The sequence below is a fragment of the Nostoc sp. CALU 1950 genome (genome assembly GCF_051172895.1).
Lineage (GTDB): Bacteria > Cyanobacteriota > Cyanobacteriia > Cyanobacteriales > Nostocaceae > Nostoc > Nostoc edaphicum_A.
The window spans coordinates 1-23,666 of the sequence record NZ_JBDNJQ010000042.1 but is presented as its reverse complement, the minus strand read 5'-3'; the positions used below and the strand labels follow the sequence as shown (position 1 = coordinate 23,666).

Genomic DNA, 23,666 nt, shown 5'->3' with positions numbered 1-23,666 from the left:
TAAGAAGTTGACTATTCGGAAGGCGGCTATTTGCTAAAGCTGTAAATTTGCTGCGTCTCCAAGCGATCGCTAATCGATGAAGGCAGTGTACCATTGGCGAATATCTGCCGATCTAGTTGAACTTGTAAATTACTCAAAGGATCGCAACCAGAAGAAATCAGAAATTCTAGTTTCTGGATGTATGGCACTGTTGCTAGTTTGTCCAGAATTTGGAAGAGAGCTTGTATATAAGGATGACCATTCTGGCGATACCAATCACAGCTAGCAACTTTTGCCTGATCAAAACCCAAGTGTACAGTCAATGATGGCTCGTCAAATATAGCGATCGCTAACGGACGCGCTTCTTCCTGCAACAATAAATCATTACTTCTCGCTAAATGTCGCAGTTTCTCTAAGCGTTCATAACGTTCTGTGACAGCTTCCGGGTCATCTTGCCAGTGAATTGCTACTGTCACCAGATAAGTCTGTAACAGCATGTGACCTAGCTTTTTCGCCTTTGTCGCTAGATAATAAGAATTGTAGTCATTTGCCTCAATCAATAACGGCAAGCGGTCAACTACTTCCAACCCATAGCCCTTAACTCCAGCAATTTTGCGGGGATTATTGGTAATCAGGCGAATCTTTTTGATGCCTAAGTCCATGAGCATTTGTGCCCCCATCCCATAGTCTCGCAAGTCCGCAGGAAATCCTAAGCGCTCATTTGCCTCGACTGTATCCAGCCCCATATCCTGCAACGAGTAGGCTTTCAACTTATTAATCAAGCCGATTCCCCGTCCTTCTTGACGCAGGTATACAACTACACCTTGACCAGCAGACTCAATCATTTTCAATGCAGCTTGTAACTGCATTCGACAGTCACAACGCAAAGAACCCAAAGCATCACCAGTTAAGCATTCTGAGTGCATCCGCACCATTATAGGCTCGTCTTTGAAGTTCGCTGGGTCACCCTTGACAATTGCAACATGTTCTGTATTGTCTAAGGTGTGGCGGTAGGCGTAAATTTCAAACTGACCGAATTGACTAGGCAGCTTAGTAACAACTTCCCGATATACTAGGCGATCGTGCTGTAGGCGATAACTGATTAAATCCGCAATACTAATAATTTTTAAATTGTGACGTTTAGCATATTCAACTAACTGCTGCAACCGTGCCATTGAACCATCAGGGTTTTGAATTTCACAAATTACCCCTGCTGGGTACAGCCCTGCTAGTCGAGATAAGTCCACAGCCGCTTCTGTATGTCCTGCACGTTTGAGTACGCCTCCAGCCTTAGCCCGAATGGGAAAAATATGTCCAGGACGACGTAAATCAGTAGGTTTTGTGGCTGGGTTGAGAGTAACCTGGATAGTGCGGGCGCGGTCTTCTGCTGAAATGCCTGTGGTGACACCCAATTCTGGCCCAGCATCAATACTGACAGTGAAGGCAGTTTGGTTAGTATCTGTAATGTTACTTACCATTAAGGGTAAGTCTAGCTCGTCTAGGCGATCGCCTGTCATTGCCAAACAAATCAGTCCTCTGGCTTCCACCGCCATGAAATTAATCGTGTCGGGTGTGGCAAATTGAGCAGCACAAATCAAGTCGCCTTCATTTTCTCTATTTTCATCATCTACCACTACAATCACACGACCAGCTTTTAGGTCTGCTAAGGCGGCATCAATCGAATCAAATTTAAAAGCTTGTGTAGTATTAGGCTGTGACACAGAAAGATTTCCAGCTACCAACGTAAATTTTTTTAACAATTTCTTCTTCTAGATTGTAGCTCCTTTATAAGGCAGAGAAGTAGACTAGCAATGATTTGATAATGTGGCAAAAATTTTTGCCATTAAAAGTGGAGAGAAAGTGCAGCGACAGCAAAAGATGAGGGGGATGAGGAAGAATTTACTTCCTCATCCCCTCATCTCCCCGTTTGGGGCGTTTTGTACGCTGTGCGTCTAGTCGCTGATATTGTTGATAGCTGAGAACGAATTAACCATTCATGGGATAAGGATTTCAGATCATGGGCAAATTTAGACGCGTACCCGTTGGGATTGTTGGCGCGTCGGGCTATGGCGGAGTACAGTTAGTACGACTACTGATGGATCATCCAGAAGTCGAACTGGTTTATTTAGGAGGTGAGAGCAGTATCGGGAAATCCTTTGGGGATCTTTACCCACATCTGGCTCATGCAACTAACCTGCTAATAGAGGCGGTAGAACCAGAAATAATTGCTCACCGCTGTGAAGTAGTTTTCCTGTCTTTACCAAATGGTCTGGCTTGCCAAATCGCGCCCAAACTATTAGAAAAAGGATGTAAAGTATTAGATTTGAGTGCAGACTATCGATTTAGTGATTTGACAACTTATACAAATTGGTATGGTATTGAGAGAAGCGATCGCACAATTGCAGCTACAGCAGTTTATGGATTACCAGAACTTTATCGCGATCGCATTACCGAAGCTCAACTTATTGGCTGTCCTGGTTCCTATCCCACCGCTAGTCTCCTTGCACTTTCGCCACTCTTAAAGCAAGGCTTAATCAGACCAGAAACAGCTATTATCGATGCCAAGTCTGGCACATCTAGCAGTGGACGGCAAGCTCAAACCAACTTATTACTAGCTGAAGCAGACAACTCCATAGCAGCTTTCAATGTCGGTCGTCACCGTCATACCCCAGAAATTGAGCAAATTTGTAGTGACTTAGCTGGTCACGAACTCATGATCCAATTTACACCGCACCTTATCCCAATGGTACGCGGTATTTTGGCAACGGTATATGCCACAATGAGCGATCCCGGTCTAGTGCGAGATGACTTAATCACAATTTTCTCAGCCTTCTACCGCAACTCTCCTTGGGTGAAAGTCTGCGGTAGTGGCGTTTATCCCCAAACCAAGTGGGCTAACGGCAGCAATCTTTGTTACATCGGTGTAGAAGTTGACCCGCGCACAGGTCGCGTGATTGTCATGTCAGCAATTGACAATCTCATTAAAGGGCAGGCGGGTCAAGCGATCCAGTGTCTAAACTTGATGATGGGCTGGGATGAAACCTTGGGGTTGCCCAAGTTGGGGTTTTATCCTTAATTAGGGGAAAGGGGACAGGGTACAGGGGACAGAAAATACCTGTAACCTTTAACCTGTAACCTATTCCCTATTCCCTACTTAGGCCCTAACCCCACAGCACCAGCATAAACGGCGCGATCGCCTAATTCATCTTCAATTCGCAGCAAGCGATTATATTTTGCTACACGTTCGCTGCGACAGAGTGAACCTGTTTTGATTTGACCGGCACGAGTTGCTACAGCTAAATCAGCGATCGTTGTGTCTTCGGTTTCACCAGAACGATGGCTAATTACTGAACGGATGCTGTTACGAGTTGCTAAATCTATCGTTTCCAAGGTTTCGGTGAGAGAACCAATTTGATTGAGTTTAATCAAAATGGCATTAGCGGCTTTTTCTTGAATGCCTCTTTGCAAACGAGTGGCGTTGGTAACAAACAAATCATCCCCTACCAATTGCACCCGCGAACCTAACTTCTGGGTCAGCAATTGCCAACTTTGCCAATCTTCTTCGTGCAAACCATCCTCAATTGATACAATTGGGTATTGATCAACTAGTTGTCCTAAATAATCAATAAACTCAGCCGGAGCGTGAGGTTTACCATCGTAAACATACTGACCATTCTTGTAAAACTCGCTAGCCGCCACATCCAAAGCTAAAGCTACTTGTTCACCTGGCTTGTAACCAGCTTTCTTAATGGCAGCAACCAGCAATTCCAAAGCCACCTGATTAGATTCTAAGTTAGGGGCAAAGCCGCCTTCATCGCCTACACCAGTAAGTAAACCCTTCTCATCTAATACTTGACTGAGGGTAGCAAACACCTCAGCACCCCAGCGCAATGCTTCCCGGAAGGAAGTTGCACCAATTGGGACAATCATAAACTCTTGAAAGTCTACGTTGTTTGATGCGTGTGCGCCACCGTTAATTACGTTCATCAACGGCACTGGGAGCAAATTCGCTAAAGGACCACCCAAATAGCGATATAGAGGAATATCTAGAGACTCAGCACCAGCTTTGGCTGCTGCTAAAGAAACCCCCAAAATTGCATTCGCGCCCAAATTGGATTTGTTAGGAGAACCATCTATGGCGATCATCGTGCGGTCTAGGAGTTCTTGGTTGAGGGCATCCAAGCCTAGTAATTTTGGTGCAAGTGCTTCCTTGACGTTTTGTACTGCCTTGAGTACGCCTTTGCCCCCATAACGGCTTTTATCGCCATCACGCAGTTCGTGAGCCTCAAAAGTGCCAGTCGAAGCACCACTGGGAACCTGCGCCAGTCCGACAACACCATTAGCTAAATGCACTTCGGCTTCAATTGTCGGTCTACCGCGTGAATCAAGAATTTCACGGGCTGCGATCGCTTCAATTGCAGTGTCTAAAAATTTACTCATCTGTACTTTATCCTTTATTCGAGTGTGTTACGCACCCAGTCCAGTTGCCTAACCCAATCGCTAGCTTATGCTGTTAAGAGACTTTATTGGCTGAGATTAAAGAAGATTTCCATTGTATGGATAGGGAGCAACACCAAAAACGGGTAAGGGAATGTTTATTTTATTTTTTCCCTGATGGCATTTCTACCTGAAGACTTTCAGCTATGTAAAATGTTGGCAGAGAATAACACTAAATCAATTACACAGAAAAGGTCAATATGCGATTACTACATACAATGCTACGGGTAGGCAATCTGGAAGAGTCGTTGAAGTTCTACTGTGAACTTTTGGGTATGAAATTACTACGCCGAAAAGATTATCCAGGGGGAGAATTTACCTTAGCTTTTGTGGGCTACGGCGATGAAAGCGACAACGCAGTGATCGAACTAACCTACAACTGGGGTGTGGAAAAGTACGAATTGGGTAATGCTTACGGTCACATTGCCCTTGGGGTTGATGATATTTACGCTACCTGTGAAGAAATCCGCAATCAGGGCGGTAAAATCGTGCGCGAACCAGGGCCGATGAAACATGGTTCAACAGTAATTGCTTTTGTGGAAGATCCAGATGGGTATAAAATTGAACTGATTCAATTAGGATCTCAAGGATCGGCAGCCAAACAGGAATCACAAGAGCAACTTGTGAGTCAGTGATTCTTATAAGGGATTTCCAAAAAAATAAATTATCGTTAGGGTGGAATTTCACTTACTTAAGCTGAATTTAGATCCCCGACTTCTTGAAGAAGTCGGGGATCTGAGCAGCAAGTTTTGCTTAAGAGTGAGACGTGCGATACTTTTCGCTTTTTGCCTCCGCTTTTTAGGCGGGTTAGGGTATATCCTCTGCGTAAATCCTATTAGTGTATCCGTATTCCTAAGAGCGTAGGCGTAGCCGTCATAGGCATCGCTCCAATAACACCATCTGGCAAAGTCCGTTCAGAACAGTGTTTTCGTTTTAAATTAGAAAATAGGTAATGAATTATAACTATCACCAATTACCAATCCCAAATTGCCACCGGAGATACACGCGGATATCCGCTGACAATGTTTGGATAATTAGGGACTGGGGACTGGGGACTTAATTTTCCTACCAATCCTTAATACCCAATTCCACTCCATAAACAACTAAAAATCAAAATTCCAAAATTCTAAAGATGCAACCTACAGATCCGAATAAATTTACTGATAAAGCCTGGGAAGCAATTGTTAAATCTCAGGATATAGTCCGTGCTTATCAACAACAGCAACTAGATGTTGAACATTTAATTATTGCCCTGTTAGAAGAACCTACTAGTCTAGCAATACGCATTCTGGCTCGTTCTGAGGTCGATCCAATCCGCTTGCAGCAACAGCTAGAAGCCTTTACCCAACGCCAGCCCAAAGTTGGTAAAAGCGATCAGCTTTACCTTAGCCGCAATTTAGATATTTTACTAGACCGAGCCGAGGAAGCTAGAGCTAGGATGAAAGATTCCTACATTTCCGTGGAACATATACTCTTAGCCTTTGCTGAAGACGATCGCCTGGGACGAAAGATTCTCAAAGGCTTTAGTGCAGATGCAGCCAAACTAGAAGCTACTATCAAAGCCATTCGCGGTAGCCAAAAGGTGACAGATCAAAGCCCAGAATCCCGCTATGAAGCCTTACAAAAATTTGGCAGAGATTTGACAGAACAGGCAAAAGCTGGAAAACTCGACCCGGTAATTGGGCGGGATGATGAAATTCGGCGGGTAATTCAAGTCTTGTCTCGTCGTAGTAAAAATAACCCAGTCTTGATTGGTGAACCTGGGGTAGGCAAAACTGCGATCGCAGAAGCTTTAGCACAACGGATGGTAAATGGTGACGTTCCCGAATCTCTGAAAAACCGCCAACTCATCTCTTTAGATATGGGCAGTTTGATTGCTGGGGCAAAATACCGGGGTGAATTTGAAGACCGTCTGAAATCTGTTCTCCGGGAAGTTACGGAATCTAACGGTCAAATCGTCCTGTTTATTGACGAACTGCATACAGTAGTTGGTGCAGGTTCCAACCAACAAGGAGCGATGGATGCGGGAAATCTGCTCAAACCAATGCTGGCGCGGGGAGAACTGCGTTGTATTGGTGCTACTACCCTAGATGAGTTTCGCAAACACATTGAGAAAGACGCTGCTTTAGAACGCCGCTTTCAGCAAGTATTTGTCGATCAGCCAAGTGTGGAAAATACTATTTCCATTCTGCGGGGGTTGAAAGAACGCTATGAAGTGCATCACAACGTCAAAATTTCTGATTCGGCTTTGGTAGCAGCAGCAACACTGTCAGCACGTTATATTAGCGATCGCTTTCTACCAGATAAAGCCATTGATTTGGTGGATGAAGCAGCAGCACAGTTGAAAATGGAGATTACCTCCAAACCAGCGGAATTAGAAACCATTGATCGCCGCCTCATGCAGTTAGAAATGGAAAAGCTGTCATTAGCTGGCGAAGAAAAGGGTACTCCCCAAACTAAAGAACGTTTGGAGCGCATTGAGCAAGAAATTGCCGATTTAACGGAAAAACAACTGACATTTAATGAGCAATGGCAAGGTGAAAAGCAACTATTGGAAGCTATAAGCGCCTTAAAGAAAGAAGAAGATGCCCTGCGAGTGCAAATTGAACAGGCGGAACGTGCCTATGACCTAAATAAAGCTGCCCAATTGAAGTATGGCAAATTAGAAGGAGTACAGCACGATCGCGAAGCCAAAGAAGCAAACCTTTTAGAAATTCAAAACCAAGGTTCCACTTTACTTCGAGAACAAGTCACCGAAGCCGATATTGCCGAAATCGTTGCCAAGTGGACAGGAATCCCCGTCAATCGCCTGTTGGAATCGGAACGGCAAAAATTACTGCAACTAGAAAGTCATTTACATCAACGAGTCATTGGGCAAGAAGAGGCTGTAGAAGCGGTTGCAGCGGCAATTCGTCGTGCCCGTGCGGGGATGAAAGATCCCTCTCGTCCCATTGGTTCATTTTTGTTCATGGGCCCCACAGGTGTGGGCAAAACCGAACTCGCTCGTGCTTTAGCTCAGTTTCTCTTTGATTCTGATGATGCATTGGTGCGCTTAGATATGTCTGAGTATATGGAAAAACACTCAGTTTCTCGGTTAGTGGGAGCGCCTCCAGGATATGTAGGATATGAAGAAGGCGGTCAACTTTCCGAGGCGATTCGCCGCCGTCCCTATTCGGTGGTGCTGCTAGATGAAGTGGAAAAAGCGCACCCCGATGTGTTCAATATTTTATTACAGGTGTTAGATGATGGGAGAATTACTGACTCTCAAGGAAGGACAGTAGATTTTCGTAACAGCGTCATTGTGATGACCAGTAACATTGGTAGCGAACATATTTTGGATGTATCTGGTGATGATTCCAAATATGAAACAATGCGAGTTAGGGTAATGGAAGCTTTGCGATCACATTTCCGCCCCGAATTTCTCAACCGCGTCGATGATATTATTCTCTTCCATACCCTCAGCCGTACAGAAATGCGGCATATCATCCGCATTCAACTCAAACGGGTAGAAAATCTCTTGCGCGAGCAAAAAATCTTCTTTGAGATATCCCAATCGGCTTGTGATCACCTTGTCGAGTCAGGCTATGACCCAGTTTATGGTGCGCGTCCACTCAAACGCGCAATTCAGCGAGAAGTAGAAAACCCCCTCGCCACCAAGTTATTGGAGAATACTTTTATCTCTGGAGACACGATTATCATTGACAAAAATGAAAACGGTCTGTCTTTTAGCAAAAAAATACTGGTGAAAGTGTCATTACCACAGATTGCTACATAGCACCAGATGAATTCGATTGAAACCCACATCCGTGGGTTTTGCCTGTGGGGACGCGGTTTATAAACCAATACAATTCAGAGATGCCCAAAACCCTCATGTAGAGACGCGATTTATCGCGTCTTCAAAAACCAATTACCTACACCAATAACCCTTAACCCAAGTGTATTGGTTTATAACCACCCTTTTTAACTTTATAAATGACCTCTTAATAAAAGCAATGTAAACAACAAGTTTCCCGACTTCTCTAAGAAGTCGGGAATTTTGGCTGAACATCTGATTATTTTGCACCCACCTGATATTTTTCCTTTAACCGATGGGTATTATAAGCTTACTCTGCTAACAACATCTTCATAAATTCGCCTTCAAATAAAATACATTTCCGCAATTTTACTGTGAAGTCATGCTCTTGTTCTTGATCAGACTTGAATTAAATAATTTTAAAAAAATCAGTGTTTACCGGATAAAATCAACAATTTATGAATGATATAACTTTAAGTAAATTGTTTTTTGTTTTACCTACTGTATTTGGAAATTATTAAAACCAGATGCAGTAGTTAGATAAGTATAGTCTTATGTTTTACCTGTAAAAATCCTTGGCAGGTATAAATTAAGATGCAAAAAAAATAGGGAAGCAGCTATGTCTCGAAAACGTCATTTATTCAAGGCAATTCAAAAAACCTTCAAACAAATTAGTAAGCAGTTTTTATCTGCAATTAACAAGCAAATTATTTGGTTCCTCCGCACTATTTTTGGGACTCGAAGAAGACCTGGAGCGGCAAATGCTGGCTTTGTGTTACCAACAGTGGCAATGGTAACTTTGGTAGTCGTATTGTTAACAACTGCAATTTTGTTTCGGTCTTTTGAGCGCTCCAAAAATGCTAGTAATGTCCGGGTGAATGAAGCGACAATACAAGCTGCTACCCCTGCTTTAGAAAGAGCTAAAGCTAAAATAACTGCACTGTTTGCTGACCCGACTTTACCACGTTCTGTTCCATCAAATGTAACACTATACAGTACCTTAACCAATAAACTTCCTGTCTATACATTTGGTGATGAAACTCCTATAACCCTGGCGTATAATCTTGATAAAGATACCACAATTGAAGCAGATAGTAGTGTCATTTTAGAGAATAAAGAAAACTTACAAACAGCCTGGAAATTTCCTGCCGATACAGATAATAACGGTAAATTTGATAGCTTTATTCTCTACGGTCTCTACTTCCGCACTCCCCCCCAAACTGGTACAACCCAAGAGAGAAAGAGAAGCCCTCTAGATGCTAGAACCCCTCCTATGCTACCGGCTAAGGCAGGTGGAGCTTGTGATGTAGCCGGTGAAACTAGTGCCAGCTTGGTAGGCGCTTCTGGTTGGTATAAGTTACCAACTGGTGAATTGAAAAAAAGCTTTTTCGTATATGCAGCAACGGTTCCTATTAGTAGCTTAAATGATGATCTTGATACAAGCAAATATGAAGCATATCGAGGAAATAAGGGCTTCTCGGCTTTAGAAATGCAACAAGACCGTAGTCAAGTTCCCATTACTAATAATGCTGTTGTCTATGAGGATGATTTAGATATTACACCTGGTCCTAGATTTCGTTTGAATGGGCGCATTTTCACCAACAGTAATCTATTGATGGGTAGAAGTAATCAAGATATTACGCTATTCCAGGTCAGCAGTAGATATTCTTGTTATTACGAGCGAGAAAATGGCAGAATAGTTGTTGGTGGTAATGTTGCAGGTAATGGGCCAATAAGCGCTTCAGATGTTGGGGCAGTTCAAGTAGATTTATTTCGAGAAAATAATGCCCCTATACAAACATCACTCGCAAGCACAAATAAATCTACCTCGAATGCCCCAAATCAAATTGCCTATAACAGCCAGGCCTATGCTCAACGCATTGACTTGTTGGTAAATGCACAAGTAGCTCACGCTACAACTACTGACCCCCAAGAGGTCGAAGATAATAGAACCAAGCGGATTGCAGCCGACCCAAGTTTAGACTCAGATAAAGTACGTCGAGAAGAACTGGAAACCTACTTCAAAAAACGTACCAGACGAGTACCATTTAATGAAGTAGCTTATGGTACTGATGGCGTTGGTAGTTTTACTACAGCAAATGTTCTCGAAGGATATGACGATTCAGCAAGAAGTAATGCCCTACGTCCACCAGATAGCTGGATATATCCCACGAATACCAATACAACATTAACGCTAACCACATCAGAGCTACCTGCTACAGACCCAGCAACCTTAGAAACTTCTCCTGTCATAGAATCACGGTTAGGCGATCGCATTGTAGTAGGTAACAATTTACCTGAACTCAGATGGGACAGTACAAAAGAAATTTTTGTCGGAGAGGAAGAACCTGAAACTATTACTGGTGTGAAATGGACAGGTAGCACTACTAAAGATCGTACTCGTACTACTAGCGTCAAACAATTGGCAGATTTAGGGGTGACTGGACGTGACGGATTCTGGGAAATAGCAGCCGCTTCACCCCGCGCTGATGTTCTTGATGTAGTGGGCGGACTGCGAGTAGTTACAGGTGCAGGAATATATAGAAGTACAGGCTCTGGACTACCTACTACTTCATCATTAGTAGTCTGGCCTGACACCATGCCCATGCTAGTGCCTGATCCTGCTAATCCTATCGACGGTACTCCAACACGTGGGCATTTGGTGATGCGTGCCACAGCAGTTTATCACTACAACCGTGATTCCTATGATCCTAATGCGGCTACAGCAGATCATTATCAAACACCTATAGCCTGCGTCAGCAGTTACCACAACCCCACTAATCAAACAACGGCAAACACAAACACCTACGATCCCCTCGATCCTACAACAGTAGCAGCTTCTAACAACGGGATCGTTTACAACATTTCCGATACTACATCTGATGAAATAACTAGAGGACAGACTTTAACGAGTGGGTTGTTTACAACTGCGGCGAACGCTGAAGATGTAACGAACTCTGCTGTAACTTTGCTAGATCGCTTAAAGTATCAAGCCAACTTGACATTTCCCAACGGTCGTTTTGTAAATCCGCTACTGCGGCAAGCACTACTCAAAGCAACAGATAAAGACCTGACATTATCTGAGCAAGCAGCAATTGATTCCACAATCTGTGCAATAGAAATTGCTGATGGGACTCTCTCAACGAGTGAGACTTATGTTCCTAATAATGCAATTAAGGAAATTGCATTTCTTGATGCTAGACAAATTAAAGCTATAGATAAAGGTGGCACATTAACTGGAAACTACAATTTAGAAGTTGAACAGCGTCAACCTTTAGAAATTCGTGCCACTGTCATCGATTTAAATAAGCTTCGCACAAAATCAATCGCTGGTACTTGGTCTAACGAATATCTGTTACCTAATAGTGGCATTATCTATGCATCCCGTGATGATGCTCAAAAAGATGCCAGTAACTCAAGTGAAAATGTCAGTGCTACTGACTACAGGCTTGATCCAGAGCGGCGACCTAACGCCATTATGTTGATTAATGGCAGTGACTTGAGCCGCGAAAACAATTACAGAGCAGAAGAAAAAGGCTTAGTTTTAGCAACTGACCTGCCAGCTTATGTTAAAGGCAATTTTAATCTGCATACCAAGCAAGAATTTAAAGATGCGGGTCTTTTACCTCCTCCCAGTGATGCTACTTACGATAGTAAATTTTACACTCGCGCTGCGACAAATCGCGATCCTAACTTTGCTTGTCGTCCGCTAGACTCTAGACTACCTAATTGCGATACAGGCGAAACCTGGCGATCTGCATCAGTGATTGCTGATGCTGTCACCTTGCTTTCTGGTAACTTCCGCGAAGGTTTTCGCAATGAGGGTGATTACGACTTGCGAAATAACCAAGGAAGTGACCCTAACATCGTACTCAGCCGACTGAGGGCGGGTTTCTGGAATAACAACTTCGTCACTTCATCTAAATTCTTCACTGACTCTGGTGGTGATACCTACTACAAGGGTACTCCCACTGGTACTGACAATAACAGTTCTTACTTGAACAACTTTGTCACACCCATTCAGCGGCGAGGAAGTTTCCCAGAATATGTCATGGAAATGTGCTTCAGGATACCAGTTTCACAATGCGAACCAGGTGACTGGCATGTGGGTTTAGATAATGATGATAACCTAAGCAATACTTTAACCTCAGCAGAAACCCTAAAAAGGTCTAGTGAGGTAATAGACGCAAATCCTGACAGACTCTTAGCTGGTACAACTGCGCGATCGCCAAGGGCTGGTTTTGAACGGTTTGCTCGTAGGGTTGCGTTCAAACGGACATACAATGCTGGTGCTGATTTTGCCAAGCTGGTTAATATTGCTAATACTCCCATAACTTTTAGTGCCGCTACTCCTATTCCACTAGGTATCAAATCAGGCGCAGTAAAAGAACTTCCGCCATTTACCGCAGGTGGTGCGCTAGACCCGAATAGCATACCTGACATAGCGACTAATGCCCTATGGTTTGCAACGACAACAAGTACTTCTATTAGCCCACCACAGTTCAGCACTAGCGAGATACAATACGACAAGACTAAGCGTCTTTTCTACAGGTATCCGCAACTACCAGCTTCTGGTTCGCTTAGGGATTTCCCCGGTGCCACATCACCATTCACGACTACACCCATCAGAAATGCGTTGTACCAGCCGCTATTAGAACCTGTATTGCAACTACAGGTAACAACCACTACAGGGCCTCAAAATCAAGACTATGCCAGTTTAGCAGGAGGATTATCCACTGTCGTTAAAAATACTAGATGGTTGTCTAGGGCAAGTGAAACAACTTTTAATCTAGTAATTGCAGCTGGTGATACTCCTGCTCGTGTGGGTGCAACTAGCTACGAAATCAATGGAGGTTTGCATAACTTTGTACGCTTCTTAGAAAATTGGGATGGAGTTAATGCCAATATCAACGGTTCATTCATCCAATTTAAACGCAGTATCTATGCTACTGCACCCTTCCAAGTTCTTGTCAGACCAGGACCAACAACTGCTCCTGCAACCTCTTCTAACCCTAATGATAATACCCCTGCTAACCTTGCAAAGAATAACAGTATCTTTATTAGAATTCTGAATTCTAATAGACCTGGTTACACATCAGATAGTACTTCTATAGGTAGTGATCCTGCTGGGGAAGCGCCTTATTATATGGCTCCTAACCGTAACTGGGGTTTTGATGTGGCGTTACTGGCGCAAAATCCCGACTTGTTTGCCCAGCGTTTTGTAATTCCAGCAATAGATCCTCCGAATGAATACTTCAGAGAAGTAGGTCGGGATGATCTTTGGGTGAAAACTCTGTTGTGTGCTGTCCAAACTCAAACAGAGGATGGGTTTGATATGCCTTCTGGGGACACCACCTTCTTTGGTAGTGGTTTCAAATTTGCACTACCTGAAAGTGAACGTCCTGGTAACTGCCAACTGCAACCATCCTGAAGTGTTGAATGAAATTTTTTACAGCACTTTTTAGGTGAATAGACCACCTTAACAAACCTAATTTCTAGCCCTCTTCCCTAGTAGGGAAGGGGGAAATTCAAAGCCTTTCCTCTGCAAGATTTGGAGACAGAGGTTAAAAGCTTATTACACTCGACGCGAATCGCTGTCAAACATAGCCCTATTGAGGAACTAACTATGATCCCACACCAACTACAACAATCATCTTCCCAATCGAGCCAGTCTGGTTTTACGATCATTGAGTCGCTGGTGGCAATCCTCGTGGTTAGCGTTTTGCTGGTAGCGATCGCACCTGTCCTAGTCATGTCAACCGCAACTCGTGTGCAAGCTAGACGCATAGAATTGGCAACAGGAGCCGCTAAAGCCTTTATTGATGCTATTAAGTCTAAAACAATTTTAGAAGATAAAGTATCAAATGTAACTTCTTTACTTGCTAGCGAAGATGCCCCTACAGTCACAACTAATTTGTATTGCTTTCACAAAGACGGAAAAATTACTCTCCCAACTGATTGTACAACCTACAAAACAAGCACCAGCCCAGTGCAGTTTTACATTCAGGCTTTTGGTAAATCAGATGTAACTATCAGTACAAGTACCGCTCAAATCGATAGAGGTCAAGGCTATAGTTTGGGAATTCGGGTGTATCGTTCAGATGCCGAGTTTGGCTCTCTCAAGAAAACTTCTGATGACAATGGCAACCAGAAAACAACAGCAACGTTCACTGGGGGATTAGGCGATCGCAAAGCACCACTAGTAGAAATGACAACTGAAATTGTTAGGGGTCAAAGCTCCTATAGTGCTTTATGCGGAAGGCTTGGTGGTTGTCAATAATTAACCCAGCAAACATAAATAATTTTATGACTCAGTATCCGTCACTAAGGAGAAACTGTAGCAAGATGAATATATTGAGGTGGCTGTTAAGTACTCAGCTAAAACTCTCTCACAAGCAAAACAAAAATAGTGGCTTCACGCTGATTGAATTACTAGTAGCTATGATCATTGCATTCCTGGTAATTACGCCGTTACTAGGCTTTATGATCAGCGTTTTAAACACTGACCGCCAGGAACAAGCTAAAGCCACCTCTGAGCAAGAAATTAAAGCAGCGCTTGACTATATCACTCGCGATCTCCAACAAGCACTATATATATATGATGCTATTGGAATTGGTTGTCTAAGCGGTACTGCTGATACTAGTAATCCTAGTACTTGCCCAGCAGTTACAAATCAACTACCTAGCCCAACAGGTGGAGTTCCTGTGCTTGTCTTTTGGAAACGACAATTAGTTAATCAAGCAATTACAATTACAGGCACTGAAAAAGATGATACTTTTGTTTACTCATTAGTTGCCTACTATTTAATTAAAGACACTAGTCCTAGTACTACTTGGTCTAACGCTGCCCGCATCGCCAGATGGGAAATTAAAGATGGGGTTCCAAATGCTGCTGCTACAGTTGCTTGCGATGGATTTCTTGCAACCGAAAAATATCTCCCATGTCCAGATAAAGGTTTTAAACCATTTGACGTGTCACAAAAAGGCATAACATTACAAGCAAAAATGAATACTTGGACAGGAGGGGGGAGTTACAATCAAAACCCCTTAGTTTTGGTTGATTTTATAGATCAAACAACAATAGCACAGGGAGCGCCAGCATCAACATGCTCTCCTAACTTTAGTCCAATTCCAGTAGCAGCAACTAGTGTTAGAACAGGATTCTATGCTTGTGTAAATTCAGTTAGCGCAAATAATAGAAGTGCTGCTGAAGTTTATTTAAGAGGTAACGCACAAGCTCGCTTATTAGAAGATGAAACTAAAGTACGTTACGCCGAGAGTAAATCTAGTTATTTTCCGAGTGCAAACATTAAGGTTCAAGGAAGCAGCTTTATATTTAGCAAATAGCTTCTATCTTTGACAAAGATTAATAAAAGCAGGATAGTATGCAGAATATTCCTAGTTTAAAATTATTCGATTATTTCCAGTTACACAGCAAAAAAACAAAACAAAAGCAGCAATATTTAGTAAATCGACATTATAGCTACAATCGACATGATGCTGGTTTTAGCCTGATAGAATTAACAGTAGTACTACTGATAGTAGGAATTCTAGCAGCGATCGCTGCTCCTGGTTGGATTGCTTTTGTAAATCGGCAGCAGATAAATAAGGCTAATGACGCTGTTTTCGCCACACTGCAAGATGCACAGCGCGAAGCTAAAAAGAAAAAACTTAGCTACAGTGTCAGTTTTCAGAAAAATAGCACAACCCAAAATGTAGAGGTTGCTATTTATCGTACCGATGCTGGAATCAGCACATGGAAACCTTTAGGGGCAGAAGTGGGAGCTAATTCTAATAAATTACTGCTGGGCGGAAATCTTAGTGGTGAAAATATCGCCAATACTACTACTAATTCTCCTGTATCCTATCCTTTAAATGCATCAGCAAAAATTACCTTTGACTATATGGGAGCGCTGACTTTGCCAAATAACTTTGGAACAGTGCCAGAAGGTACAGAGCCACCTGGGTTAAAAATAGTGGTAGCTGTACCAAGCTCTGCAAATCCAACATTGGCTAGTAGCGTAAAGCGATGCGTCGTTGTGAAAACTCTTTTAGGCTCAATGTTCACAGCAAAAGACGAAAAATGCGATTAAGTAACTGATGTAGCAACTTTTATTAAAAAATACGTAATAAGACTGTACATAAAACTGCACATTGATAGCAAAATTGAAACATCATGTGCAGTTTTAATGTTTGATACATCTATTGAAAAGCCACCAATAAATTAGCCATTGGCTGAACATATAAAAAGCGTCCTAATCAAAATATCAAAATGTAACTTTTGTCAAATGACTGAAAACCTTGATATTACTGTAGCTATCCCAACTTATAACGGTGAAAGTCGTTTACCTGAACTATTAGAACGACTACAAAACCAAATTCACACAGAAAATTTATCTTGGGAAATTATAGTTGTAGACAACAATAGCACTGATAACACAGCTAAAGTTGTTCAAAACTATCAAAAAAATTGGCAGTGTACTTACCCTTTAAAGTATTGCTTTGAAGCAAAACAAGGTGCTGCTTATGCCCGTAAAAGGGCAGTCGCAGAAGCTAAAGGTAGACTCATAGGTTTTCTAGATGATGACAACTACCCAGTATCAAATTGGGTATCCGCAGCTTATACTTTTGGTGAAAAATATCATAAGGCTGGAGCTTATGGCAGCCAAATTCACCCGGACTGGGAAGTAGAACCACCGGAAAACTTTAAGCGGATTGCTCCATTTTTAGCAATTACAGAGCGGGGCAATCTACCGCTATTATATGAAACATCTAAAAAATTACTGCCACCCTCTGCCGGACTTGTTGTTCGTAAACAAGCGTGGTTAGAAAGTGTGCCAGATAAGTCTATTTTAACTGGAAGAGTTAAAGGCAATATGCTTACCAGTGAAGACTTAGAGATGTTGTCTTATATTCAAAAAGCAGGATGGGAGATTTGGTATAACCCAGAAATGGAAATTTCTCATAAAATCCCAGAATTTCGTTTAAAAAAAGATTATTTAATTCCGTTTTTTCGAGGTATTGGACTTAGCCGTTATGTAACTAGAATGGTTAATATAAAACAGATATATAGACCAGTAGCTCTTTTATCTTATATGATAAATGACCTGCGTAAAATTTTTTTTCATTTATTAAAATATCGAACTAATCTAAAACAGGATTTGGTAGTTGCTTGTGAAATGGAACTTTTTGTAAGTAGTCTAATTAGTCCTTTTTATCTTTGGAAAAATGGATATTTCAAGAAATAAATTATCAGAGTATTAGGTATTATGACTGAATTAGCAGTTGAAAATTTAGATGTTAGCATAGCCATACCTGCATATAATGGAGCAACTCGATTACCTAAAATTTTAGATAAACTCTTAACCCAGACAGGAGTAGAAAATCTTAATTGGGAAATTATTATTGTTGATAACAATAGTTCTGATAACACATCTGAAATCATCCAGAATTACCAAAAAATATATGATGGAAACTGTCATTTAAGATATTTTTTAGAACCCGAACAGGGAGCAGCTTTTGCACGACTGAGGGCTGTACGTGAAGCTAGAGGGGAGCTAATCGCATTTTTAGATGATGATAACTTACCTGCACCTGATTGGTTAGCAGAAGCATATAAATTTGGTTTAGAGCATCCTCAAGCAGGTGCTTGGAGTGGACAGATTCATGGTGATTTTGAAGTAAAACCACCAGAAAATTTTGAAAAAATTCAAGCTTTTTTAGCTATTAGAGAACATGGTTCAAATCCACATTTGTTTGATGCGGATAATTTAAGACTTCCTCCTGGTGCAGCCCTTGTTGTTCGGAAAGAAGTATGGCGCGAAAATGTACCACAACGACCTAATTTAAGTGGCAAGCTGCCTGGTATTTTGGTGCAGGGTGATGACTATGAACCATTGCTTTACATACATTATGCAGGCTGGCAAATTTGGTATAACCCTACCATGCATACTTATCATCAAATACCACATTGGCGACTTGAGAAAGATTACCTCCTAACTCTGGCACGCGGCTGTGGTTTGTGTATTTTCCAGTTACGCTTGATAAATACCAAAAATTGGCAAAAACCAATAGTGTTTATAAAAACTATTTTAGGAAATTTACGCCGAGCATTACAGCACTTGATTTACTATAGAGGGCAATTTAAAAGTAATCTAATTGCTCTTTTTGAGATGGAGTTTTACTTGGCTAGTATGATGAGTCCTCTTTACTACTTAAAATGTCATTTTGGCAGAGTATTAAAAAATAAATTAGCCCTATAAAATTATGAAAGCCAACAAAAAATTGCCAAAAATCTCTGTAATCATCCCTGCTTATAATAGTGAAAATACTATTAAGCAGACAATTCAATCTGTTTTAAATCAATCTTTTACTAACCTAGAATTAATTGTAATTAATGATGGTTCACAAGACTCAACTTTAGAAGTTGTTACACAAATCCCAGACTCAAGAATAAAAGTATTTTCCTATTCCAATGCTGGCGGAAACGTCAGCCGTAACCGAGGTCTACACCGTGCAGTTGGAGAATTTGTTAGTTTCTTAGATGCAGATGATCTTTGGACACCTGATAAACTTCAGTCTCAGTTCAAGGCTCTGCAAGAAAACGTTACTGCAAAAGTTGCTTACAGTTGGACTGATTATATTGACACAAATGGTAAATTTCTACTTTCAGGTAAGCGGATTAATGTAAATGGAAATGCTTATGATCAGTTGTTATTAAATAACTTTCTAGAAAATGGTTCAAATCCCTTAATTTCTAGAAAAGCTTTAATTACATTAGGTGGCTTTGACGAATCTCTCAATGCCGCCCAGGATTGGGATATGTGGCTGCGATTAGCCTCTAAGTTTGATTTTATATGTGTACCATCTATACAAATCTTATATCGTATAAGTGCTAATTCAGTTTCCTCCAACCTTGTTAGGCAGGAAAAAACCTGTTTGCAAGTGCTTGAAAGAGCGTATAAAGAAAGACCTTCTCTACGAGATGCTACGCGAACAACACTTAAACAGAGTTGGAATATAAGCCTAGCAAATTTATATAAATATTTGACCTGCAAAGCCCTACAAGAGCCGTTTAATCGGCAAAAAGGTCTAGCAGCAGCTAAATTTCTGTGGAAGTATTTTCTTAACGATCCTTCAAGAATTCAGAATATAAATTTCACCTTAAAATTGTTACTTAAAATTGTCATAATTTTTACTTCGCCCACCTTGCTCTACAGTATTCTTAATCGGCGCGAAGTCAGAAACCAAGAAGCTGAAACATTGCTCAACATCTGGGTAGCTGAAAATCGGCCAGAAAGCAAAAATGGATATCCAGGTGCATTTACGATCTCTAGCTAATGCAAAAAATCTCTGCAATAAGCACTCTAACAGTGGTTTTAGCTTACCAGAGATGTTAGTAGTTGTTCTATTAATTGGTATATTAGCTACGATCGCAATACCCAACTGGCTAGCTTTTGTGGAGACTCGCCGTCTCAACACTGCTCAAAACGAAGTCTATTATGCTATGCGCCAAGCTCAAAGGCAAGCCACCAAGGATAAATTGACTTGGCAAGCCAGCTTTCGCGAACAAAACGGCATTGTTCAATGGGCGGTTCATCCTGCTACAGTAAACCCATCTGATGCTAACTGGAATAACTTAGATGTCAATGTTCGCTTAGATACGGAAACAACCTTACAAATTTCAAACGGCTTTAGGCAAATTAAATTTGATTACAGAGGTAATATTGTTTCGCTACCGCGGAGTATAACTATCTCCAGTAAATATGGTGGTAAAGCTAAACGTTGCGTCTACATCTCTACAATTTTAGGAGCAATGCGAATGGCAAAAGAGCAAGCTAGAGCCAACGAAAATGACAAGTATTGCTATTAAGATATTCTTAGTTCATTCAAACAAGGTATTGTGTGCTGAACTTACCAGCAAACGCAAAACAACACCTGATTATTTTTACTCGCTATCCAGAACCAGGTAAGACAAAAACCAGACTGATACCTGCTTTGGGAACTGTTGGTGCTGCCAATCTTCATCGCAAGATGACAGAACATACAATATTTCAGGTTCAAGAATTGCAAAAAGCCATTGACATATCTGTGGAAGTGCGGTTTGCAGGTGGCGATTCGCAACTCATGCAAGACTGGCTGGGGTTGGATTTAGTTTACCAGTCTCAAGGTGAAGGGGATCTAGGTTTGCGGATGACGCGATCGCTTTTCGATGCCTTTCAATCTGGTGCAGAACAAGTCATTATCATTGGTACAGATTGTCCTGGAGTGAATCCTCAGATTCTAGCAACAGCCTTTGAGAAGTTACACGCCTTTGATCTTGTCCTTGGCCCTGCGATCGATGGTGGATATTACTTAATTGGTTTGTGCCAACCTATCCCAGAATTATTCGTTAACATCGAGTGGGGAACTGCTCAAGTATTCCAGAAAACTGTGGACATTGCCCAGAAACTTAATTTATCACATGTAAACTTGTTGCCTTTAGCTGATGTTGACCGACCGGAGGATCTACCGATTTGGGAACAAGCCCTTGCAAGGGATATGGAAAAATGAGGGAGAAGTCTCCAAACTGGAGAGAGTCCCCTTTTCATGCACCTTCTTGACAAAAGTGCAATTATCTCAGCCTATTACAGATGAAGTGTAGGAAGTATTTTAGTAAACATTTCTGCCAATGTAGCAAATAACTTTTCAACGGATTTACTTATGGCTAAAAAATCTCAACCCAATTTGGAGCAATACCAAGATGTCAGATTATCTGCTACTACAAGAATTTGGGTCATTACAGTAGCTATTCTCGGAGTTTGCGTCCCCCTGTCAGCAGTTACTAGAAGTGGTGCTATTCTTCCTTTAGTTGCTATTGGTGGCGCAGCTGTTGGTACAGTTGCTGTTTGGCGTTCTGATGAGCAAAAATCAAAAACTAACTATTTGCAACAACAGCAAATAGAACTGTTAGAGCAGAGATTAGCGAATTTAGAAACAATTGTTAGCAGTGATGACTTGAACCTGCAAATGAAAATTAAACAGATCGAAGCAAGGGATACTTTCGGTGACTCCTCTAATGTAAGTAGTACACCCAGACAACCAAAACGTAAAGGTTAAAATAAATCGTAATCACACTCATTCCTCACTAACGCTGCGCTACGGCAATTCGTAATTCCTGTACCGTAAGGGTTTCATAGATTTGGAATGGGTGGTTTACTACGCCAAGCTGTACTCGGTTATTTTTGTGTGGGTATTTGTTGACTTCACGTTAGCGTAACCCTTGAAATCTCTCTCACATCAAACTTTCCTTTGCAGCTAGAAGTGTTTCCCTAGAAACAGTATCTCTTTGTCCATCTCCGTTAGAATTAACAGACATCATCTAATTTTATATATCTCAGTTGCATCAGTTCATGAAATGTCTAAGTGCTATCCATCTATCTCTTTCCCGGAAACATCTGCCGATAGTTGTATTTTATTAGACTGCTAACATTACTGAATTTTTAATTAACTAAGGTTATAAACTTGAGTAATTGCATTGGTATAGCTTACCGTAGGTATGCAATAGTTTGCCGCAGGAATGCAGATGGATTGGATTAGCTTGCTCAAAGCTCAACAAACTGACTTCCTTCAACGTGTGAAAAAACCTAAAACTTATGACTTATCTTTGCTAGAAAGTCAAGTTAAAGGTTGTCACACTGAGATTATGGCCTTTTGGGGCGAACCTTTGGCTAGACTCCAAGAACTTTCTCGCCAACAAGCAGAAGTTCTCGCCAAAAATCCGCCGCCAACGCCGCCTGAATATCCTGAGCCTCCCGACTGGACAATACCTTTTCCCAAATACTTCCAAGGACAAGCGGAAGATTATCTTTTACGGGAACATATTGTTGACCGGGTAATAACTGAACGCTTGGGCAAATTGGTAAAAAAGGTGTCACAAGATACTTTGCAAAACATGATTTTAGATGATGAGGGAAATTTGTGTGGCGAAAGCAAATTCTCTTATGTACTAAAAGATAATCCTCAGCTAAGTGTTCAAGTTTACGTTGCTGATGGAGAAAGTTTTAATGGTATTAAGAAAGACAAAATTAGATGGTCGGTTACTCAAGAGGATTTAAAAAATCACCAAGTATTAATTTTTCTGTGTTTGTTTTATCCATCTACAGGTAAGTTAGGAGACGAAAAACAGAGCATAATTACAGGCTTTTTACCTGCAAATCTAATTGAACTTACTGAACAAAAACTCTACATTAATCCGAGTAACTTGTTGTATGCAGGGGGATTGAGTTGGTATTTAGAATCACTTATTGGCAAAAAAGATGCGTCGCCAGTAATTATTGAGAGAGCGATCGCAGATACAATACAAACTCTACCATCAGAGCATTGCCTTAAGGGTGTAGTCGGTGACTGGGAATGCTGGCAAACTTTGCAAGGACACAACAGAGGCATTAATTGCCTAGCTTTCAGTTCCGGGTGTAACAATGGCAAAGCCTTACCCATATTGGCAAGTGGTAGCCGTGGAGAGACGAAACTCTGGGATTTAAGCAAAGGTGAATTAATAGAGACATTATCCGAGTATCCTTGGGTAATATCTGGGCTGGTGGATGAAGTGAATTCCCTGGCTTTTAGTTCAGATGGACAGACTTTAGTGAGTTGCGGTGCAGACTCCACAATTAAGCTTTGGCACGTAGGCGCTTTAGACTTAATAGATATTTTACACAAACATAATGGGGTTGTGCGGTGTGCTGCCTTCACCCCAGACGGAAGAATGTTAGCTACAGGTGGAGATGATAGAAAAATTCTGTTTTGGGATTTGATGCATCGTCAGGTTGCGATCGCACTCTCTTTAGATGATACAGCTGCTCATTCCCTGGTTTTGAGTCGAGATGGGGAAACTCTGGTTACAGGTAGCTATCGCAAAATCAAAGTTTGGCGCACATCACTTTTGACGGGGGTCAAAAGTTTAAAGGACATACAACCACTGCACACCCTCATGGGTCATTCTCACATCGTCCGTTCCTTAGCAATCAGTGCAGATGGTAAACTGCTGGTGAGTGGTAGCTGGGATCAAACGATTAAAATTTGGCAATTGGAGACTGGGGAATTACTCCACACTCTGAAAGGACATAGAGATAGAGTATATGCGATCGCTTTAAGTCCCGATGGACAAATTATTGCCAGTGGTAGTGCTGATAAAACCATCAAATTATGGCATCTACAAACCGGGGAATTGCTGGGTACGTTTACAGGTCATGGAAATATAGTCACAGCATTAGCCTTCACAGCTTCCGGCGAGATGTTGGTTAGTGGAAGTTTGGATAAGACAATTAAAATTTGGCAACGGAGTTAGGAGTTAGCAAACTCCATTAATGAGTATTTGAGCTTCATTAATGAGTATTTGAGCTTCATTAATGAGTAT

16 protein-coding genes are annotated in these 23,666 nt (G+C 41.6%); 14 read left to right on the top strand and 2 right to left on the bottom strand.

The annotated features are described in order from the left end of the window. Positions 1-26: 26 nt before the first annotated feature. Complete coding sequence (ribBA, locus tag ABF638_RS13905) at positions 27-1,700, bottom strand: bifunctional 3,4-dihydroxy-2-butanone-4-phosphate synthase/GTP cyclohydrolase II (protein WP_435023257.1); 1,674 nt, start codon at positions 1,698-1,700, stop codon at positions 27-29. Positions 1,701-1,996: 296 nt separating this feature from the next. Between ribBA and argC the strand changes: the two genes are divergently transcribed. After that, entirely contained in the window at positions 1,997-3,055 is a 1,059-nt protein-coding gene (argC, locus tag ABF638_RS13900; RefSeq protein ID WP_435023256.1) for an N-acetyl-gamma-glutamyl-phosphate reductase, read from the top strand. Positions 3,056-3,129: 74 nt separating this feature from the next. On the opposite strand, the gene eno is transcribed toward argC, so the two are convergent. Continuing rightward, a complete protein-coding gene (eno, locus tag ABF638_RS13895; RefSeq protein WP_289796787.1) occupies positions 3,130-4,419 on the bottom strand; it encodes a phosphopyruvate hydratase in 1,290 nt (429 codons plus the stop codon). Between the two features lie 257 nt (positions 4,420-4,676). Between eno and gloA the strand changes: the two genes are divergently transcribed. The 13 genes from gloA to ABF638_RS13830 all read left to right on the top strand — a co-directional run bounded on the left by gloA (position 4,677) and on the right by ABF638_RS13830 (position 23,597). Next, a complete protein-coding gene (gene gloA / locus ABF638_RS13890) occupies positions 4,677-5,111 on the top strand; it encodes a lactoylglutathione lyase (RefSeq protein WP_435023255.1) in 435 nt (144 codons plus the stop codon). A gap of 497 nt (positions 5,112-5,608) precedes the next feature. Next, positions 5,609-8,251: an ATP-dependent chaperone ClpB gene (gene clpB, locus ABF638_RS13885; protein ID WP_435023254.1), complete on the top strand. Its 2,643-nt coding sequence runs from the start codon at positions 5,609-5,611 to the stop codon at positions 8,249-8,251. A gap of 637 nt (positions 8,252-8,888) precedes the next feature. Then, entirely contained in the window at positions 8,889-13,700 is a 4,812-nt protein-coding gene (gene hpsA, locus ABF638_RS13880; protein WP_435023253.1) for a hormogonium polysaccharide biosynthesis protein HpsA, read from the top strand. A 195-nt stretch (positions 13,701-13,895) separates the two neighbouring features. Next, positions 13,896-14,549, top strand: a complete 654-nt coding sequence (locus tag ABF638_RS13875; RefSeq protein ID WP_435023252.1) for a prepilin-type N-terminal cleavage/methylation domain-containing protein — start codon at positions 13,896-13,898, stop codon at positions 14,547-14,549. 65 nt (positions 14,550-14,614) lie between these two features. Next, positions 14,615-15,616 carry a hormogonium polysaccharide secretion pseudopilin HpsC gene (gene hpsC / locus ABF638_RS13870; protein WP_435023251.1) on the top strand — a complete coding sequence of 334 codons (1,002 nt, stop codon included), beginning with the start codon at positions 14,615-14,617 and terminating at the stop codon, positions 15,614-15,616. A 38-nt stretch (positions 15,617-15,654) separates the two neighbouring features. Next, positions 15,655-16,362, top strand: a complete 708-nt coding sequence (locus ABF638_RS13865; RefSeq protein WP_435023250.1) for a pilus assembly FimT family protein — start codon at positions 15,655-15,657, stop codon at positions 16,360-16,362. Positions 16,363-16,557: 195 nt separating this feature from the next. Continuing rightward, positions 16,558-17,517 carry a hormogonium polysaccharide biosynthesis glycosyltransferase HpsE gene (gene hpsE / locus ABF638_RS13860; RefSeq protein WP_435023249.1) on the top strand — a complete coding sequence of 320 codons (960 nt, stop codon included), beginning with the start codon at positions 16,558-16,560 and terminating at the stop codon, positions 17,515-17,517. Between the two features lie 21 nt (positions 17,518-17,538). Beyond that, a complete protein-coding gene (hpsE, locus tag ABF638_RS13855; RefSeq protein ID WP_435023248.1) occupies positions 17,539-18,531 on the top strand; it encodes a hormogonium polysaccharide biosynthesis glycosyltransferase HpsE in 993 nt (330 codons plus the stop codon). Between the two features lie 4 nt (positions 18,532-18,535). Beyond that, positions 18,536-19,609, top strand: a complete 1,074-nt coding sequence (locus ABF638_RS13850) for a glycosyltransferase (protein WP_435023247.1) — start codon at positions 18,536-18,538, stop codon at positions 19,607-19,609. Continuing rightward, positions 19,575-20,141, top strand: coding sequence for a pilus assembly FimT family protein (locus ABF638_RS13845; RefSeq protein WP_435023246.1), 567 nt, complete (start codon positions 19,575-19,577; stop codon positions 20,139-20,141). The genes ABF638_RS13850 and ABF638_RS13845 overlap by 35 nt, the downstream gene beginning before the upstream one ends. 32 nt (positions 20,142-20,173) lie before the next feature. Further along, the gene (locus tag ABF638_RS13840; protein ID WP_435023245.1) at positions 20,174-20,821 is read left to right on the top strand and encodes a TIGR04282 family arsenosugar biosynthesis glycosyltransferase; all 648 of its coding nucleotides are present in this window, start codon (positions 20,174-20,176) and stop codon (positions 20,819-20,821) included. Between the two features lie 150 nt (positions 20,822-20,971). Next, positions 20,972-21,367: a hypothetical protein gene (locus tag ABF638_RS13835; RefSeq protein ID WP_435023244.1), complete on the top strand. Its 396-nt coding sequence runs from the start codon at positions 20,972-20,974 to the stop codon at positions 21,365-21,367. A gap of 460 nt (positions 21,368-21,827) precedes the next feature. Continuing rightward, entirely contained in the window at positions 21,828-23,597 is a 1,770-nt protein-coding gene (locus ABF638_RS13830) for a WD40 repeat domain-containing protein (RefSeq protein WP_435023243.1), read from the top strand. The last annotated feature ends 69 nt before the right edge of the window (positions 23,598-23,666 follow it).

What these genes read in the sequence shown, in the direction of transcription:
- hpsE (WP_435023249.1), top strand. Translation starts at nt 16,558, where the DNA reads ATGACTGAAAACCTTGATATTACTGTAGCTATCCCAACTTATAACGGT.
- ABF638_RS13835 (WP_435023244.1), top strand. Translation starts at nt 20,972, where the DNA reads ATGGCTAAAAAATCTCAACCCAATTTGGAGCAATACCAAGATGTCAGA.
- ABF638_RS13830 (WP_435023243.1), top strand. Translation starts at nt 21,828, where the DNA reads ATGCAGATGGATTGGATTAGCTTGCTCAAAGCTCAACAAACTGACTTC.
- argC (WP_435023256.1), top strand. Translation starts at nt 1,997, where the DNA reads ATGGGCAAATTTAGACGCGTACCCGTTGGGATTGTTGGCGCGTCGGGC.
- clpB (WP_435023254.1), top strand. Translation starts at nt 5,609, where the DNA reads ATGCAACCTACAGATCCGAATAAATTTACTGATAAAGCCTGGGAAGCA.
- eno (WP_289796787.1), bottom strand. Translation starts at nt 4,419, where the DNA reads ATGAGTAAATTTTTAGACACTGCAATTGAAGCGATCGCAGCCCGTGAA.
- gloA (WP_435023255.1), top strand. Translation starts at nt 4,677, where the DNA reads ATGCGATTACTACATACAATGCTACGGGTAGGCAATCTGGAAGAGTCG.
- ABF638_RS13845 (WP_435023246.1), top strand. Translation starts at nt 19,575, where the DNA reads ATGGATATCCAGGTGCATTTACGATCTCTAGCTAATGCAAAAAATCTC.
- hpsA (WP_435023253.1), top strand. Translation starts at nt 8,889, where the DNA reads ATGTCTCGAAAACGTCATTTATTCAAGGCAATTCAAAAAACCTTCAAA.
- hpsC (WP_435023251.1), top strand. Translation starts at nt 14,615, where the DNA reads ATGAATATATTGAGGTGGCTGTTAAGTACTCAGCTAAAACTCTCTCAC.
- ABF638_RS13850 (WP_435023247.1), top strand. Translation starts at nt 18,536, where the DNA reads ATGAAAGCCAACAAAAAATTGCCAAAAATCTCTGTAATCATCCCTGCT.
- ABF638_RS13865 (WP_435023250.1), top strand. Translation starts at nt 15,655, where the DNA reads ATGCAGAATATTCCTAGTTTAAAATTATTCGATTATTTCCAGTTACAC.
- hpsE (WP_435023248.1), top strand. Translation starts at nt 17,539, where the DNA reads ATGACTGAATTAGCAGTTGAAAATTTAGATGTTAGCATAGCCATACCT.
- ABF638_RS13875 (WP_435023252.1), top strand. Translation starts at nt 13,896, where the DNA reads ATGATCCCACACCAACTACAACAATCATCTTCCCAATCGAGCCAGTCT.